The sequence below is a fragment of the uncultured Allobosea sp. genome (assembly GCF_945957345.1).
In the GTDB taxonomy this organism is placed as follows: Bacteria; Pseudomonadota; Alphaproteobacteria; order Rhizobiales; family Beijerinckiaceae; genus Allobosea.
On record NZ_CAMFKW010000030.1, the window covers coordinates 39,222 to 54,173 of the forward strand.

The window sequence follows — 14,952 nt, forward strand, 5'->3', positions numbered from 1 at the left end:
GTCTTAATTAGCCGCCGGGCGCAGCAGCTTGCGCACGCCGGAGGAGGCCACCACCGTGTTGCGGGTGGCGAAGGCTTCGTGGTTGGTCTCGATATCGTCGAGTTCGTAGCGGTAATTGACCATTACGCCATGCGACTCGCGCAGGCCCCGCGCCGAGAGATTGCCGCCGACATTGATCCGCTCCAGCCGGGCGCCGTTGCCGAGATGGAAGCGCGCGACCGGATCGATGACGCGGCCGGACGCCGTGCGCGCCCGCAGCATGTATTCCGCCATCATCTGGCCGAGCAGCTTGTCGCGCCGCGCCTTCGTGATCTCGTCGAGCGAGATCGTCTCGCCGGCCGGGCGTGCAAGCTCGGAGCGCTCCTCGTTGGTGAGGACGAGATCGCCGGGCTCGGTCGCGATGCCGGCGAGCCAGCGCGCGAAACCGGGCACCGGCGAGAGCGTCACGAAGGTGTCGAGCCCCGGCAATTCGCGTTTCAGATCTTCCGCGACCTGCTTGATCAGGAAATTGCCGAAGGAAATGCCGCGCAGGCCCTCCTGGCAGTTCGAGATCGAATAGAACACGGCCGTCGTAGCTTGCTGCGCCGGCAGGATCGCCCGCTCCGGCTCCAGCACTTCGCCGATGCTGCGCGGGATGTCGCCGGTCAGCGCAACCTCGACGAAGATCAGGGGGTCGTCGACGAGCTGGGGATGGAAGAAGGCGAAGCAGCGCCGGTCAGCCGGCTCCAGCCGGCGCCTGAGATCGTCCCAGCCCTGGATCTCATGCACCGCCTCATAGCGGATGATCTTCTCCAGCACGTTCGCCGGCGTGCGCCAGTCGATGCGGCGCAGAACGAGGAAGCCGCGGTTGAACCAGGAGCCGAAGAGATGGCGGAAATCGTCATCGATGCCCTTCAGTTCCGGCTCCGCCGACATTGCCTCGAACAGCGCCTCGCGCATCCGCACCAGCACATGCGTGCCCTCAGGCGCGAGATTGAGGCGTCGCAGCAATTCCTGCCGGCGCGGCTCGGACGCCTGATGCAGCGCTGCCACCGTCGCGGGATAGGGCTTGGCGCGATAGGCTTCGATCGCCGCGTCGAGCCGCTCGTGATCGGGGCCGAAACGCTCGCGCAGCACATTGAAGAAGGCGAGCCGGCCGGGCTTGTCGAGGCCTTGCCAGGCTTCCAGCACGGCCTGCGCCAGCGCCATGCCAGAAGCTTCGCCGCGGCCGGAGAGCAGATCCTCGCAGAGCTTGTCGATCGGGCGCGAGCGGTTGCCGAGGAAACGCTCGAAGCCGATCAGCGCGCGGCCGCGATCCGCCACATTGGTGAGAAGTTCGCCGAGAAACGCCATGTCCGATGCGGGCCTCTTGGTTGCGATGCAATCTTAGAGCGCACCGCATCGCGACGGAAGCGCGGCGATATCATGACTTGCCGTCATCGCGAGCGCGCCGGACACGCTCCGCCCCATCAGCGCAGCAGGCTCCAGGCCTTCAGGAAGAAGTCCGGCGCGCCGAAATTGCCCGATTTCAGCGCGACGACCATCTCGGGGCCGTCGACGACGCGCGTCCAGGGCACACCGGGGTCGATCTCGGGACCGATCTCCAGGGTGCGAATGCCGAGGCCGAGCACGGTCGCGCCCGAGGTCTCGCCGCCTGCGACGAGAAGCCGCGTCACGCCGCCTTCAGACAGGCGCCGTGCCAGTTCGGCGAAAGCATGCTCGACAATGCTGCCCGCTTTCTCGCGACCGAGCTTGTCCTGCACCACCGCGACCTCTGCCGGGTCGTCGCTCGAATAGACGAGGAACGGCTTGTCGGCCGGCTGCGCCAGTGCCCAGGCGGCGAGGCCGGCGGCATCCTGCCGGCCGTCGGCCAACGCGAAGGGATCGACCTTGAGCGCGGGATAGCCTGCCGCAAGCGCCGCCTTGATCTGGCCGCGCGTCGCCGTCGAGCAACTCCCGGAGATGATCCCGGCACGCCCAGCCGGCGCCTTCAGATCCTGCGGACCGGGATGCTCTGGCAGCAGGCCGGCGCGGCGGAAATTCTGCGGCAGGCCCATGGCGATGCCGGAGCCGCCGGTCAGCAGGACATGTTCGGACACGGCATGGCCGAGCGTCATCAGGTCCTCGTTGGTCAGCGCGTCGGTCACGGCATAGCGGACCCCGTCGGCCTCGAGCTTCGCGAGACGCGCCCTCACGGCAGAGGAGCCGCCGAGCACGGTGGCGTAGTCGACGAGGCCGGTTTCGGTCTTCGCCTGCGCTGACATCAACCGCATCAGGTTCGAATCCCGCATCGGCGTCAGCGGGTGATCCTTCATCGAACTCTCATGCAGCGGCACCGCGCCGACGAAGAGATAGCCCTGATAGATCGAGCGGCCATTGGCCGGGAAAGCCGGGCAGACGATGGCGAGCTTGGCATCCAGCCGCTCGGCCAGCGCATTCGCGACCGGCCCGATATTGCCCTCAGCCGTCGAATCGAAGGTCGAGCAGTATTTGAACAGGATCTGGCGCGCGCCGGCCTTCAACAGGGCTTCGCAGGCGGCGAGCGAATCCGCGACGGCCTCGGCGACCGGATTGGTCCGCGATTTCAGCGCGACGACGACGGCATCGGCCTCGGGCAAGGCCGAGCCGACGGGAGGCACGCCGATCACCTGCACGGTGCGCATGCCCGCCCGGTTCAGCATCAGCGCGACATCGGTCGCGCCCGTCATGTCGTCGGCGATCACGCCCAGCAGCATGCCCAAATCTCCCTAGAACCCTCTCGGGCTTCGAACTTCTTTAGTCACACTAATCGCAGCCGCATAACGAGGCGAGCGTCATGGCCGCATCGTGCATGTCCGCCGCGGGCATGGAACCCCGGTTTCAAGCCATGCCGCCTCTGCCCACGCGGCAGGCAGGGCTGCCTCAGAATTGGTGCGGCGCGTCATCGACGGCAGGCGCGATCTGAGTCAGGTTAGTGCCACAAGGAACGAATTGAGCAGGACGACCCACGCGCCAAGCGGCGGGAACGTTCGCCGACAACGTCCGGAACGAGGGGACAATCATGAATCTGCTGAAGGTTGCGATTTCGGCTGCCGCGCTCGCGCTTGCGATAGTGCCGGCACTGGCCCAGACCCCATCGACCCTGCGGATCGGGGTGCAGGAAGACCCCGACATGCTCGACCCGCACAAGGCGCGCACCTTCGTCGGCCGCATCGTCTTCATGGGCCTGTGCGACCGGCTGCTCGACATCACGCCCGAGCTGAAGCTGGTGCCGCGGCTGGCGACGGAGTGGGGTTTCTCCGCAGACGGGCTGACGCTGACGATGAAGCTGCGCACAGACGCCAAGTTCCATGACGGCGAGAGCTTCAACGCCGAGGCGGCCAAGGCCAATCTCGAACGCGCGATGACCCTGCCGGATTCGCTGCGCAAATCGGAGCTCGCCTCGGTCGACAAAGTCGAGGCGCCCGATGCAACGACGCTGGTGCTGAAGCTGAAGCGGCCCGACGCCACGCTGCTCGCCCAGCTCACCGATCGCGCCGGCATGATGCTCTCGCCCAAGAGCCTCTCCAGCGACGTCACGGCGAAGCCGATCTGCTCCGGCCCCTACAAATTCGTCGAGCGCGTCCAGAACGACCGGATCGTGCTGGAAAAATTCAAGGAGCACTGGGAGGCCGACAAGTACAGCTTCGACCGCATCGTCTACCGGTCGATCCCCGATACCACGGTGCGCCTCGCCAATCTGCGCTCCGGCGAGCTCGACATGCTGGAGCGGCTGGCGCCGACCGACGTGAAATCGGCCGAAGCCGACAAGTCGCTCAAGGTCATGAGCGTCGCCAATCTCGGCTATCAGGGCATCACCGTGAACACCAATAACGGTGAGGCTGCCAAGCAGCCGATGGGGCTGGACAAGCGCATCCGTCAGGCTCTCTCGCTCTCGATCGACCGCAAGGTTCTGAACGACGCGGTTTTCGACGGGCTCTACGAGCCGATGATGCAACCCTTCAACCCCGGCAACCCCTATCTGAGCGCCGATTTCCCGGTGCCGGCGCGCGATGTCGCCAAGGCCAAGGCGTTGATGAAGGCGGCCGGGACGGAAAAACTCTCGGTCGAGCTCTTCGTCACCAACAACCCGGTCCAGGCGCAGGTCGGCCAGGTGATCCAGGCGATGGCGCAGGAAGCCGGCATCGACATCCAGATCCGCTCGACCGAATTCGCCAGCCAGTTGCGTGACCAGCAGCAAGGCAAGTTCCAGCTCAGCCTGATCGGCTGGTCCGGCCGCATCGACCCGGACGGCAATATCCACGCCTTCGTCACCACCAAGGGCAACCAGAACGACGGCAAGTATTCCAATCCGCAAGTCGACAAGGAGCTCGACGAAGCGCGCACTATCTACGACGCGGCCGAGCGCAAGAAGCACTACGATGCCGCACAGAAGATCCTGCTGGACGAGCTGCCGATCATCTATCTCTACAACGACAAGCGCTATTTCGCGCTGCGCTCCAACATGCAGGGCTTCGTGATCAATCCGGACGGGATGATCCGGCTCGCGGGGCTGAAGCGCTCGTGACGCCGCTCCTATCGTGAGGAGTGGCCCGTGGCCACGCTGATCCTCCGCCGCCTCCTGATCGCGATACCGACGCTGTTCCTGGTATCGCTCTTCGTCTTCGCTCTGCAGCGCGCGCTGCCGGGCGACCCCTTCCTCGTCATCGCCGGCGAGGAGCGCGACCCCGAGGTGATCGCGCGGCTGCGCGAGATCTACCGCATGGACGATCCGATCTTCGTCCAGTTCTTCGCCTGGCTCGGCCAAGTCGTGCAGGGCGATTTCGGGCGCTCGCTGCGGACCGGCGAGCCGGTGCTCGGGCTGATCCTGCAGAAGCTGCCGGTGACGATCCAGCTCGCCACCGCCTCGATCCTCGTCGCGATCTCGATCGGTATTCCGATCGGCATCCTGGCAGCACGCCGCAAGGGCACGATCGTCGACTACTCCGCCAGCGCCGTCGCGCTATGGGGGCTTTCGATCCCGAATTTCTGGTTCGGGATCATGCTGATCCTGCTGGTCTCGGTGCACCTGAAATGGCTGCCGGCTTCGGGCTATGAATCGATCTTCGTCCACCCCTGGGAGGCGATCCAGCGGCTGATCATGCCGGCTTTCGTGCTCGGCAACGGGCTCGCCGCCTCCCTGATGCGTCATACCCGTTCGGCGATGCTGGAGGTATTGCGCTCCGACTATGTCCGCACCGCCCGCGCCAAGGGCCTCGACGAGGACACAGTTATGCATCGCCATGCGCTGCGCAACGCGCTGGTGCCGATCATCACGCTGACGACTCTGCTCTTCGGCGAGTTGCTGGCCGGCGCGGTGCTGACCGAGCAGGTCTTCACCATCCCCGGCTTCGGCAAGCTGATCGTCGATGCCGTGTTCAATCGCGACTATGGCGTGGTTCAGGGCGTGGTGCTGTGCACGGCCATCGGCTTCATCCTGATGAACCTGATCGCCGACATCCTGTACATCGTCGTCAATCCACGCCTGAGGACCGGCTGATGGCATCGCTCGATTCCATCGGCTCTGCGGGCGCGTCGGCCGGCATCACCGCGCGTCCGGGCGTGTTGGCGCGCCTCCTGCGCAACAAGTCGGCGCTGATCGGCGGCAGCATCGTGCTGCTTTTCGTGCTGATGGCGCTACTCGCGCCTGTGTTGCCATTGGCGGACCCGTTCAAGTCCAACTTCCTCGCCATCCGCAAGCCGCCCTCCGAACTCTACTGGTTCGGGACGGACGAGCTCGGCCGCGACCAGGTCACGCGGCTGTTCTTCGGCGCGCGGGCCTCGCTGCTCGCCGGCATCGTCTCGGTCATGATCGCGGTGGCGATCGGCCTGCCCTTCGGCCTGCTCGCCGGCTGGTATGGCGGCTGGGTCGACATCGTGATCTCGCGCGTCACCGAAGCCCTGCTGGCCTGCCCCTTCCTGATCCTCGCCATCGCCTTTGCCGCCGTGCTCGGGCCATCGCTGACCAATGCGATGATAGCGATCGGCCTCTCGGCCGTGCCGATTTTCATCCGGCTGATCCGCGGCCAGGTGATGAATGTGAAGGCGGAGGATTTCGTGGAGGGCGCGCGGGCCGTCGGCGCGCGCGATCTCAGGCTGATGTTCCGCCATGTTCTGCCCAACACCCTGTCCCCTATCGTGGTGCAGTCGACATTGTTCATGGCGCAGGCGATCATCCTGGAAGCCGCCCTCTCCTTCCTCGGCCTCGGCCAGCAGCCGCCGGCGCCGTCCTGGGGTCAGATGCTCAACGTCGCCAAGAACTTCATGGAGCAGGCGCCGTGGATGTCGGTAGCGCCGGGCGCCTGCATCTTCCTCGCCGTGCTCGGCTTCAACCTGCTCGGCGACGGCCTGCGCGACGCGCTCGACCCCAAAGAAAACTAGGCTTCAGGGATACGCCCATGTTCACCACCCGCCCCGAAATCCTCGGCACTTTCGGCGTCGTCACCTCGACGCACTGGCTCGCGACCGCGTCGGGCATGGCGATGCTGGAAAAGGGCGGTAACGCCTTCGACGCCTGCGCCGCCGCCGCCTTCGTGCTGCAAGTGGTGGAGCCACATCTCGTCGGACCGGCCGGCGACATGCCCGCCGTGTTCTATTCGGCCGAGACCGGGAAGGTCGAAACGCTTTGCGCGCAGGGACCGGCCCCGCAGGCCGCGACGATCGCCGCCTACAAGGCGCTCGGCCTCGACCTGATTCCGGGTTCGGGCCTGCTCGCGACCGTCATTCCCGGCGCCTTCGGCGGCTGGATGACGCTGCTGCGCGACCATGGCCGGCTCAAGCTGCGCGACGTTCTGGAGCCGGCGATCGGCTATTTCGAGAACGGCCACCCGATGCTGCCGCGCGTCTCGGATTCGATCCGGGAATTGACCGACCTCTTCTCCAACGAGTGGTCGACCTCGGGCGCGGTCTACCTGCCCGGCGGCAACGTGCCGGAAGCGCGCAAGCTCTTCGCCAACAAGGCCGCGGCCGAGACCTACAAGCGCATCATCGCCGAGGCGGAGGCCAAGGGCAGCGATCGGCAGGAGCAGATCCAGGGCGCCTATGACGCCTGGTACAAGGGCTTCGTCGCCGAGGCGATGGACCGCTTCTGCCGCACGCAGGAGGTGATGGATTCCTCCGGCCGCCGCAACAAGGGCCTGCTGACAGCGCAGGACATGGCGAATTACCAGCCGACCTACGAGACGCCGACTTCGGTGACCTATCACGACTGGGAGGTCTTCAAGATCGGCCCCTGGGGCCAGGGCCCGGCCTTCCTGCAGACGCTGAAGATCCTCGAAGGCGTCGATCTCGCCGGGATGGGGCCGGCGAGCCCGGAATTCGTCCACCATGTCGTCGAGGCGATGAAGCTCGCCTTCGCCGATCGCGAGGCCTATTACGGCGATCCGGATTTCGTGAAGGTGCCACTCGCGACACTGCTCTCCGAGGATTATGCCGCCGGCCGGCGCGGGCTGATCGGCGAGCGCGCCTCGCTGGAGCTGCGGCCGGGCATCGTCTCGGGATACGAGGCGCAGGTCGCGCATGCGATGAGGGCGCTCGGCGCCATCGCCCAGCCGACGCAGGGCGGCGCCAGCGTCGGCGAGCCGACCATGGCCTCGATGGTCGCGGCCGGCCGCAAGGGCGACACGGTCCATATCGACGTCATCGATAAATGGGGCAACATGATCGCGGCGACGCCTTCGGGCGGCTGGCTGCAATCCTCGCCGGTCATCCCGGAACTCGGCTTCCCGCTCAACTCGCGCGCCCAGATGTTCTGGCTGGAAGAGGGTCTGCCGGCCTCGCTCGCACCGGGCAAGCGGCCGCGCACGACGCTGACGCCCTCGCTCGCCTTCGAGAACGGCAAGCCCCGCCTCGCCTTCGGCACGCCGGGCGGCGACCAGCAGGAGCAGTGGCAGCTCGGCCTGTTCCTCCGCCGCGTCCATCACGGCCTCAACCTGCAGGAGGCGATCGACCTGCCGCTGTTCCACACGCAGCATTTCCCCTCCTCCTTCTATCCGCGCTCGTCGCGGCCGGGCCATATGATGATCGAGGAGAGCATCGGCGCTGCCGCCATCGCCGAGCTGGAGCGCCGCGGCCATGACGTCGAGAAGGCGCCGGCCTGGACGGTCGGGCGCCTGACCGCGGCGGAACGCGGCGATGATGGCCTCTTGCGCGCCGCCGCGACGCCGCGTCTGATGCAGGCCTATGCCGCCGGCCGCTGAGGAATGATCGCATGACCTGGTCCATCGTCGCCCGCGACGCCGCGACCGGCGCCTATGGCGTCGCCGTCTCGACCTGCGCCTTCGCCGTCGGCGCCCGCGTGCCCTATGGCGGAGGGCGGGTCGGCGCGATCGCGACGCAGGCCTTCGTCAATCCGCTCTACGGGATCGACGGCCTGAGATTGCTTCAGGAAGGCCGCTCGGCGGTCGAGATCGTCGCGACGCTGACCGCAGCCGACGAGGGCCGTGCCCATCGCCAGCTCCATGTCATCGACCGCGACGGCAAGATAGCCGCCTATACCGGCGCTGCTTGCATCGACTGGTGCGGCGCCGTCGACGGGCCGCAGGTCTCGGTCGCCGGCAACATGCTGGCCGGGCCGGAAGTCGTACAGGAGACGCTGAAGGCCTATATCGCCGCCTCGGCACTCGATTTCGACGAGCGGCTGCTGGTCGCGCTCGAAGCCGGCGAGAAGGCCGGCGGCGACAAGCGCGGCAAGCAATCGGCAGCGATCCGCATCTGGAGCGGCGAGCCGGTCCCGAGCATCGACATCCGCGTCGATGACCATACGGATCCGTTGAAGGAGCTGCGGCGGCTCTGGCGCGTGGCGCATCAGCGGTCGGTGCCGTTCCAGCAGGCCTCGCCCTCGCGCGGGCGCCCGGCCGGCGTCACCGATCGGGCCGAGCTCGATCGCCTCTGCGCGGAATACGCGGCCGGCTGGAACGCCCGGCACCCAGAGACCTGACCGGCCAAACGCATTCTCGCAGCGCCCTTCGCATGATAGGCTGACGCTTCGTCATCCTGTCATGCCGACGAATGGAGAATGCGATGGCCGATCCGGACCACGAGGCTCTCCAGAGGCGCATCGCCACGCTGGAGGCGCAGATCGCAGCCTTGCTGCAGGCGATTTCGGCGGACCGGAGCGGCAATGTCGTCATCAACGCGCCGGGCTCGCTCACCGTCAATTGCGGGTTTGGCATCTCGCTGACCGCCGGCGGCCCGATGACGCTGACCGCCGGGGCCAATCTCGCGGTGACGGCAGGTTCCAACGCCAATCTCGTCATCGGCAACCGCCTGCGCGTCAGCACCAGTCATGAAGCCACGTTCGAAACCCGCAGCTTCAATGTCAGCGCAGCCGTGGGTTGCGCGATCGACAGTGGGCAGAACTTCGCCGTCACCGCCGGCAAGGACATGGCGATGAGCATCGGGAAGGACATGACGCTACGCGTCGGCAAGGCGCTCGCCATCGAAAGCGCCGACGGATCCACCCTGAAGAGCGGCGACGCCAAGCTGAACATGAAGAAGGACGGCAGCGTCGAGCTGCAAGGGCACGACATCACGATCAGGGCCTCCGGACGCCTCGAGGCCAAGGCGTCCGGCAATGTCACGATCAAAGGATCAAAGATCCTTCAGAACTGAAGCCCGCCCGTCATGCTCGCCCTTGTGGCGAGCGCCCACGTCTTGAACACCGCTCTGCATCAACGAAGACGTGGATGGTCGGGACAAGCCCGACCATGACGGCCGAAGCCGTTTTGATGACTCAGGTCAGCTTGCCGCGCGCCGCGACCGGCAATTCCCCGATCAGCTTGTCGCCGCGCACGGTGACCAGCCGGTCGACCATGTTGACGACGACGCAGACATGGTTCGGCACCACGCGCACGACCTCGCCGACGAGCGGACGCTTGTTCGAGGCGGAGAGGTCGAGGAATCCGTGCTCCTCCGCGAATTGAGCGATCCGCGCCGCCGGGTATTCGAGGATATAGCCGTGGCCGTCGAGGTTGCCCTTGTCGCTAGTCAGCGTCTTCGAGCCTGAATCGAGGATGCCGCGCTCCGGGCCGGCCCGGCTCACCACGGTCGCATAGACGGTCAGCGCGCAATCCTCGAGCGAGGCGACGCCGGCCGCGATCTGCATGCGGTCATTGAAGATCGATGTGCCCGAGCGGTGCTCGGTCGAGCCCTTGAGCTTGCCGATATGCGGGAGATTGGGCGAGCCGCCGGTGGAGACGATATCGGCCTTGAGACCGGCATCGCGCAAGCCGGCATTGGCAGTGTCCAGGAAGTCCTGCGTGCGCTCCCAGCCGTCCTCCGGCGGATACATCAGGAAGCCGGCGAAGCGCAGGCCGGGCGACGCCGCGACCATCTTCGCAAGCTCCACCGCCTCGCCGGGCGTCTCGACGCCGGCGCGCTTGCGGCCGGTATCGCATTCGATGACGACCTCCAGGTCGCGCCCCGCGATCTCGCCAGCCCGCGGCAGGCCGGAGATGGTGACGGGGTTGTCGGCGGCGACGATCATCCGGACACGGCGCTGGAGCGCGCCGAGACGGCCGAGCTTCTCCTCGCCGAGGATATTGTAGCTGATCATGATGTCGTCGATGCCGCCATCGGCCATGACCTCGGCCTCGCCGAGCTTCTGGCAGGTAATGCCGCGCGCGCCGGCCTCGATCTGGAGCCGCGCCAGTTCGGGCGACTTGTGCGTCTTGATATGCGGGCGGTTGGCGAGGCCGGCCGCATCGCAGGTGGCCTGGAGGCGGGCGATATTGGCATCGACCTTGTCGAGATCGATCACCACGGCGGGCGTGCCGTAGACGCGCGCGATCTCGGCGGCGAGCGGGGTGGCTGCCGGCTGGTCGACGGCTCTGGAAGTGGTCGCGGTCACGCTCATGGATGCACCTTGACGATGACTTCGATCTCGACGGTCATGCGGTTGGGCAGCGAGCCCATGCCGACGGCCGAGCGGGCATGGCGGCCGCGATCACCGAGCACGGCGACGAACAGGTCAGAGCAGCCGTTGATGACCTTGGGATGATCAGAGAAATCGGGGGCGGCATTGACCATGCCGAGCAGCTTGACGATCTCGACCCTGTCGAGCGAGCCCGCCGCCTTCTTCATTGCCGCGAGCAGGCCGAGCCCGGTCTGCTTGGCATGCTCATAGGCCTGCTCGATCGTGACATCGGTGCCAACCTTGCCGGTCGGATAGGTGCCGTCGGCGCGCTTCGGACCCTGGCCCGAGAGATAGACCATGTCGCCGACCTGCTTGAAGCTGACATAGGTCGCGACCGGGCTCGGCACGTCCGGCAGAGTCAGCCCCAATTCCTTCAGCTTGTCTTCGGCACTCATGGTGTTCTCCTCGAACGCTCTTGCCGCAGGGCTGCCTCAGCCCTGCAAATCACGGCGCATGTAGCGGGCCGCATCGTCGTAGCTTGCGAGCTTGCGATCAAGCGCAGGGTCATGCACCTCGCGAAAGCCTTGCCGCCGCCAGAAGCCGGTCGAGGCGTTGACCGCGACCAGCGCCAGGCTCGTATGGCGGGATGCGGCGGCTTGCCCGGCGATCGCGCTCACGATCGCGCCGGCAGCGCCATTGCCACGCCCGGCCGGCAGCAGCGCAAGGTCGTGAAGATACCAGTTCGCGACATTCTGCGGGATAGCGCCGAGCAGCGAGTTCAGGGCAGGAATGGCGCCCGCCGGCCAGGGATGGCTGACGAGATAGCCTTGCAGCGCCCCGTCTTCGCCAGCCAGCACATGGCAACCTTCCGGCGCCAGCCGCAAACGCTCGGCGAAGACCGCCTCGTCCTCGGGATAATCCGGATGCACGACGACCGCGATCGCCATCACGGCCGCCAGGTCAGCCGGCGCCATGCGGCGCCAGCCCATTTCATCAGACATGGACGCTTACGCCGCGACCTTCGGGAACTTGCTGGTCCGCTTCGGGTGCCACCACTTGCCCTTGAGTACAACGCCCTCGGACGCGATCTTCCTGTCGCCGATCAGGTGCTCGCCGACGACGTCGACATAGTCGAACTTGCCTTCCTTGACGGTCAGGATCGTCGCATCGCCGAGCGAGCCGACCTTGAGCGAGCCGTATTCCGGCCGCTTCAGCGCCATGGCGGCATTCACGGTCGAGGCGGCGATGACGTTGTTCAGGCTCATGCCCATGCAGAGGAACTTCGACATGGTGGTGACCTGATCGTAGGCCGGGCCGTCGATGCAGAGCTTGTGCACGTCGGACGAGATCACGTCCGGCTCGAAGCCGTTGGCGAGCATGGCGCGCGTGGTCTTGAAGGAGAACGAGCCCTTGCCGTGGCCGATGTCGAAGATGACGCCGCGCTTGCGGGCGGCCAGCACCTCCGGCTTCACCGTGCCCTGCGCCGTCGCAGGCGCATTCGGGAAGGGGCGGAAGGCGTGGGTCAGCACGTCGCCGGGGCGCAGCATGCCGATGACCTCTTCATAGGACGGCGGCGGATGGTCGATATGGCACATCAGCGGCATGCCGACCTCTTCGGCGACCTGCAGCGCGATGTTCAGCGGCTTGGTGCCCTGGTCGCCCGAGGCGTGCAGGCCGACGCGGACCTTGATGCCGACGATGTAGTCGCGGTTCTTGTCGGCGACCTCGGCGCAATCGATCGGGTTCATCAGGCGCAGATCGCCGCTCTCACCGACCATGACGCGATGGTCGAAGCCGTAGATGCCGGCATGCGAGACATGGAGATAGGCCAGGATGCGCGCCTGACTCGGCTCGATGACGTGCTTGCGGAAGCCCGGCCAGTTGCCGGGACCGGCCGAGCCGGTATCGACCGAGGTGGTGACGCCGGAGACGCGGCAGAACTCGTCGGCGTCGATGCCGAGCGAGGTGCCGCCCCAGTAGACATGAGTATGCAGGTCGATCAGGCCGGGTGAGACGATGTAGCCGGAGACGTCGCGGATCTCCTTGGCGCCCTTCAGGTCCTTGCCGAAGCCGGAGACCTTGCCGTCCGTGAAGGCGACATCGAGGATGCCGTCATGCTTCTGCGAGGGGTCGATGACACGGCCGCCCTTCAGGATGAGATCATGGGTCACTTTGTTGTTTCCTTCGGAGGCTGATCAAACCGGGGAGACGGCGCCCTTGCGCTCGACGATCAGGCCATAGGCCTGAGGCTCGCGATGCCTGGCGAAATTGAATGTGGAGGCCTTGTAGCTCTTGCCGAGGTCCATGTCGCAACGGGCGAGGACGAGTTCGTCATCCTCGGTCACGGCCTGGGCCACGACCTCGCCGGTCGGAGCGATGATGCAGGAGCCGCCGATCTGGTCGACGCCGGCCTCCAGCCCCGCCTTGGCGACGCCGACGACCCAGGTGGCGTTCTGGTAGGCACCAGCCTGCATCACGAGCTGGTTATGGAAATTGCCGAGCCGATCATGGTCCGGGGCCGGCGGATTGTGCTTGGGCGTGTTGTAGCCGAGCACGATCAGCTCGACATCCTGCAGGCCCATCGAGCGATAGCTCTCCGGCCAACGGCGGTCGTTGCAGATCATCATGCCGATGTTGGCGTCCATCGTCCGCCAGACCGGCCAGCCGAGCTCGCCGGTCTCGAAATAGCGCTTCTCCAGGTTTTGGAAGGGCGCGGCCGGACGGTGCTCGGGATGGCCTGGCAGATGGATCTTGCGATACTTGCCGACGATCGAGCCCGATTTGTCGACGAGGATCGCGGTGTTGAAACGGCGCTTGCGGCCCTGCTCGAAGGCGAGTTCGCAATAACCGAGATGGAAGCCCACGCCGAGGCGCTTGCTCTCCTCGAAGAGCGGCGCGGTCTCGTTCGAGGGCATGGCGCTCTCGAACCAGCTATCGATCTCGGCCTCGTCGTCGATCCACCAATGCGGAAAGAAGGCGGTGAGTGCCGCTTCCGGATAGACGACGAGATCGGCGCCGTGGCTCTTCGCCTGCCGCATCAGTTCGATCATGCGGGCGACCGCCGAGGCCCGGCTCTCATCACGCTGGATGGGGCCGAGCTGGGCGGCGGCGACGGTGAGGATACGGGTCACGTCATAGGCTCCGGATGAGGATCACCCTGAGGGAAGGCTTCGATGTGCTGAGCCGGCGCGTCAAGCGCCGGCAATGCGGGGCGTGGGTTGCCCTGGCTGCGGGGCAGGCTCTCAGAGCGTCTTGGCGAGCCTTGGGTCGAGGGAGTCGCGCAGGCCGTCGCCGAGCAGGTTCACCGCCAGCACGGTGATCGAGAGGAACACCGCCGGGAACAGGATGATGTGCGGACGAACCTGCCAGAGCGCTCTGCCCTCGGCCATGATGTTGCCCCAGGAGGGAACGGAGGGCGGCACGCCCGCGCCGATGAAGGACAGGATCGCTTCGACGATCATCGCGCTGGCGCAGATATAGGTCGCCTGCACGCTCATCGGCGCGAAGGTGTTGGGCAGGATGTGGCGCCAGATGATGCGCGGGGCGCGCGCGCCGTTGGCAACGGCTGCCTCGACATAGGGCTGCTCGCGCAGGGACAGGACGACGCCGCGCACGAGACGCGCTACGCGCGGGATCTCGGCGATGGTGATGGCGATGATGACGTTCTGGATCGAGCCGCGCGTCAGCGCCATCAGGGCGATGGCGAGCAGGATCGGCGGGATCGACATCATGCCGTCGATGATGCGCATGATGACGCCGTCGGCCCAGCGGATGAAGCCGGCGAAGAGGCCGATCGCCAATCCGATGACCGAGGACAGCACCGCAACGCTGAACCCGACGAGCAGCGAGACGCGGGCGCCGTAGATCACCCGCGAATAGACGTCGCGGCCGAGCATGTCTGTGCCGAACCAGTAGAGCTCGGAGGGTACGCGGGTACGCCTGGCCGGCGAGATCGCGGTCGGATCGGTGGTCCAGAGCAGCGGTGCGAAGATGCCGATCAGCGCCATCAGGATGAGAAGCCCACCGCCAACGGCGACGGAAGGGTGCCGGCGCAGATAGCGGCGGAAGCGGGCGGCGCGGCCGAGCTCCGCCTTCACCGG

The 14,952-nt window shown here is 66.5% G+C and carries 14 protein-coding genes; 6 read left to right on the forward strand and 8 right to left on the reverse strand.

The window, feature by feature from the left end; all coding sequences use genetic code 11:
- Window positions 1-3: 3 nt before the first annotated feature.
- The gene (locus Q0Q36_RS15695; protein ID WP_293799174.1) at window positions 4-1,332 is read right to left on the reverse strand and encodes a malonyl-CoA decarboxylase; all 1,329 of its coding nucleotides are present in this window, start codon (window positions 1,330-1,332) and stop codon (window positions 4-6) included.
- Between the two features lie 116 nt (window positions 1,333-1,448).
- Entirely contained in the window at window positions 1,449-2,714 is a 1,266-nt protein-coding gene (gene otnK, locus Q0Q36_RS15700) for a 3-oxo-tetronate kinase (protein ID WP_293799175.1), read from the reverse strand.
- 305 nt (window positions 2,715-3,019) lie between these two features.
- Between otnK and Q0Q36_RS15705 the strand changes: the two genes are divergently transcribed.
- The 6 genes from Q0Q36_RS15705 (at window position 3,020) to Q0Q36_RS15730 (ending at window position 9,609) form a co-directional block, all read left to right on the forward strand.
- Window positions 3,020-4,525 carry an ABC transporter substrate-binding protein gene (locus Q0Q36_RS15705; protein ID WP_293799176.1) on the forward strand — a complete coding sequence of 502 codons (1,506 nt, stop codon included), beginning with the start codon at window positions 3,020-3,022 and terminating at the stop codon, window positions 4,523-4,525.
- Between the two features lie 27 nt (window positions 4,526-4,552).
- Window positions 4,553-5,497: an ABC transporter permease gene (locus Q0Q36_RS15710; protein ID WP_293799177.1), complete on the forward strand. Its 945-nt coding sequence runs from the start codon at window positions 4,553-4,555 to the stop codon at window positions 5,495-5,497.
- Entirely contained in the window at window positions 5,497-6,378 is an 882-nt protein-coding gene (locus Q0Q36_RS15715; RefSeq protein WP_293799178.1) for an ABC transporter permease, read from the forward strand. Before Q0Q36_RS15710 ends, Q0Q36_RS15715 begins: the two co-directional genes overlap by 1 nt.
- 17 nt (window positions 6,379-6,395) lie before the next feature.
- A complete protein-coding gene (locus Q0Q36_RS15720; RefSeq protein WP_293799179.1) occupies window positions 6,396-8,195 on the forward strand; it encodes a gamma-glutamyltransferase family protein in 1,800 nt (599 codons plus the stop codon).
- An 11-nt stretch (window positions 8,196-8,206) separates the two neighbouring features.
- Window positions 8,207-8,935, forward strand: a complete 729-nt coding sequence (locus Q0Q36_RS15725; RefSeq protein WP_293799180.1) for a DUF1028 domain-containing protein — start codon at window positions 8,207-8,209, stop codon at window positions 8,933-8,935.
- An 83-nt stretch (window positions 8,936-9,018) separates the two neighbouring features.
- Window positions 9,019-9,609, forward strand: a complete 591-nt coding sequence (locus tag Q0Q36_RS15730; RefSeq protein WP_293799181.1) for a hypothetical protein — start codon at window positions 9,019-9,021, stop codon at window positions 9,607-9,609.
- Window positions 9,610-9,730: 121 nt separating this feature from the next.
- On the opposite strand, the gene Q0Q36_RS15735 is transcribed toward Q0Q36_RS15730, so the two are convergent.
- From Q0Q36_RS15735 to Q0Q36_RS15760, 6 genes are all read right to left on the reverse strand, one after another.
- Window positions 9,731-10,852, reverse strand: a complete 1,122-nt coding sequence (locus Q0Q36_RS15735) for an alanine racemase (protein WP_293799182.1) — start codon at window positions 10,850-10,852, stop codon at window positions 9,731-9,733.
- A complete protein-coding gene (locus Q0Q36_RS15740) occupies window positions 10,849-11,307 on the reverse strand; it encodes a RidA family protein (RefSeq protein ID WP_293799183.1) in 459 nt (152 codons plus the stop codon). Before Q0Q36_RS15740 ends, Q0Q36_RS15735 begins: the two co-directional genes overlap by 4 nt.
- A gap of 36 nt (window positions 11,308-11,343) precedes the next feature.
- Window positions 11,344-11,853, reverse strand: a complete 510-nt coding sequence (locus Q0Q36_RS15745; protein ID WP_293799184.1) for a GNAT family N-acetyltransferase — start codon at window positions 11,851-11,853, stop codon at window positions 11,344-11,346.
- 6 nt (window positions 11,854-11,859) lie between these two features.
- A complete protein-coding gene (locus tag Q0Q36_RS15750) occupies window positions 11,860-13,023 on the reverse strand; it encodes an amidohydrolase/deacetylase family metallohydrolase (RefSeq protein WP_293799185.1) in 1,164 nt (387 codons plus the stop codon).
- A gap of 24 nt (window positions 13,024-13,047) precedes the next feature.
- Window positions 13,048-13,983 (reverse strand): N-carbamoyl-D-amino-acid hydrolase, encoded by a 936-nt coding sequence (locus Q0Q36_RS15755; RefSeq protein ID WP_293799186.1) that lies wholly within the window; start codon window positions 13,981-13,983, stop codon window positions 13,048-13,050.
- A gap of 111 nt (window positions 13,984-14,094) precedes the next feature.
- Window positions 14,095-14,949 carry an ABC transporter permease gene (locus Q0Q36_RS15760; RefSeq protein WP_293799203.1) on the reverse strand — a complete coding sequence of 285 codons (855 nt, stop codon included), beginning with the start codon at window positions 14,947-14,949 and terminating at the stop codon, window positions 14,095-14,097.
- Between the last annotated feature and the right edge of the window lie 3 nt (window positions 14,950-14,952).

Coding starts and splice junctions, on each gene's coding strand:
- Q0Q36_RS15695 (WP_293799174.1), bottom strand. CDS start 1,332: ATGGCGTTTCTCGGCGAACTTCTCACCAATGTGGCGGATCGCGGCCGC.
- otnK (WP_293799175.1), bottom strand. CDS start 2,714: ATGCTGCTGGGCGTGATCGCCGACGACATGACGGGCGCGACCGATGTC.
- Q0Q36_RS15705 (WP_293799176.1), top strand. CDS start 3,020: ATGAATCTGCTGAAGGTTGCGATTTCGGCTGCCGCGCTCGCGCTTGCG.
- Q0Q36_RS15715 (WP_293799178.1), top strand. CDS start 5,497: ATGGCATCGCTCGATTCCATCGGCTCTGCGGGCGCGTCGGCCGGCATC.
- Q0Q36_RS15720 (WP_293799179.1), top strand. CDS start 6,396: ATGTTCACCACCCGCCCCGAAATCCTCGGCACTTTCGGCGTCGTCACC.
- Q0Q36_RS15725 (WP_293799180.1), top strand. CDS start 8,207: ATGACCTGGTCCATCGTCGCCCGCGACGCCGCGACCGGCGCCTATGGC.
- Q0Q36_RS15730 (WP_293799181.1), top strand. CDS start 9,019: ATGGCCGATCCGGACCACGAGGCTCTCCAGAGGCGCATCGCCACGCTG.
- Q0Q36_RS15735 (WP_293799182.1), bottom strand. CDS start 10,852: ATGAGCGTGACCGCGACCACTTCCAGAGCCGTCGACCAGCCGGCAGCC.
- Q0Q36_RS15740 (WP_293799183.1), bottom strand. CDS start 11,307: ATGAGTGCCGAAGACAAGCTGAAGGAATTGGGGCTGACTCTGCCGGAC.
- Q0Q36_RS15745 (WP_293799184.1), bottom strand. CDS start 11,853: ATGTCTGATGAAATGGGCTGGCGCCGCATGGCGCCGGCTGACCTGGCG.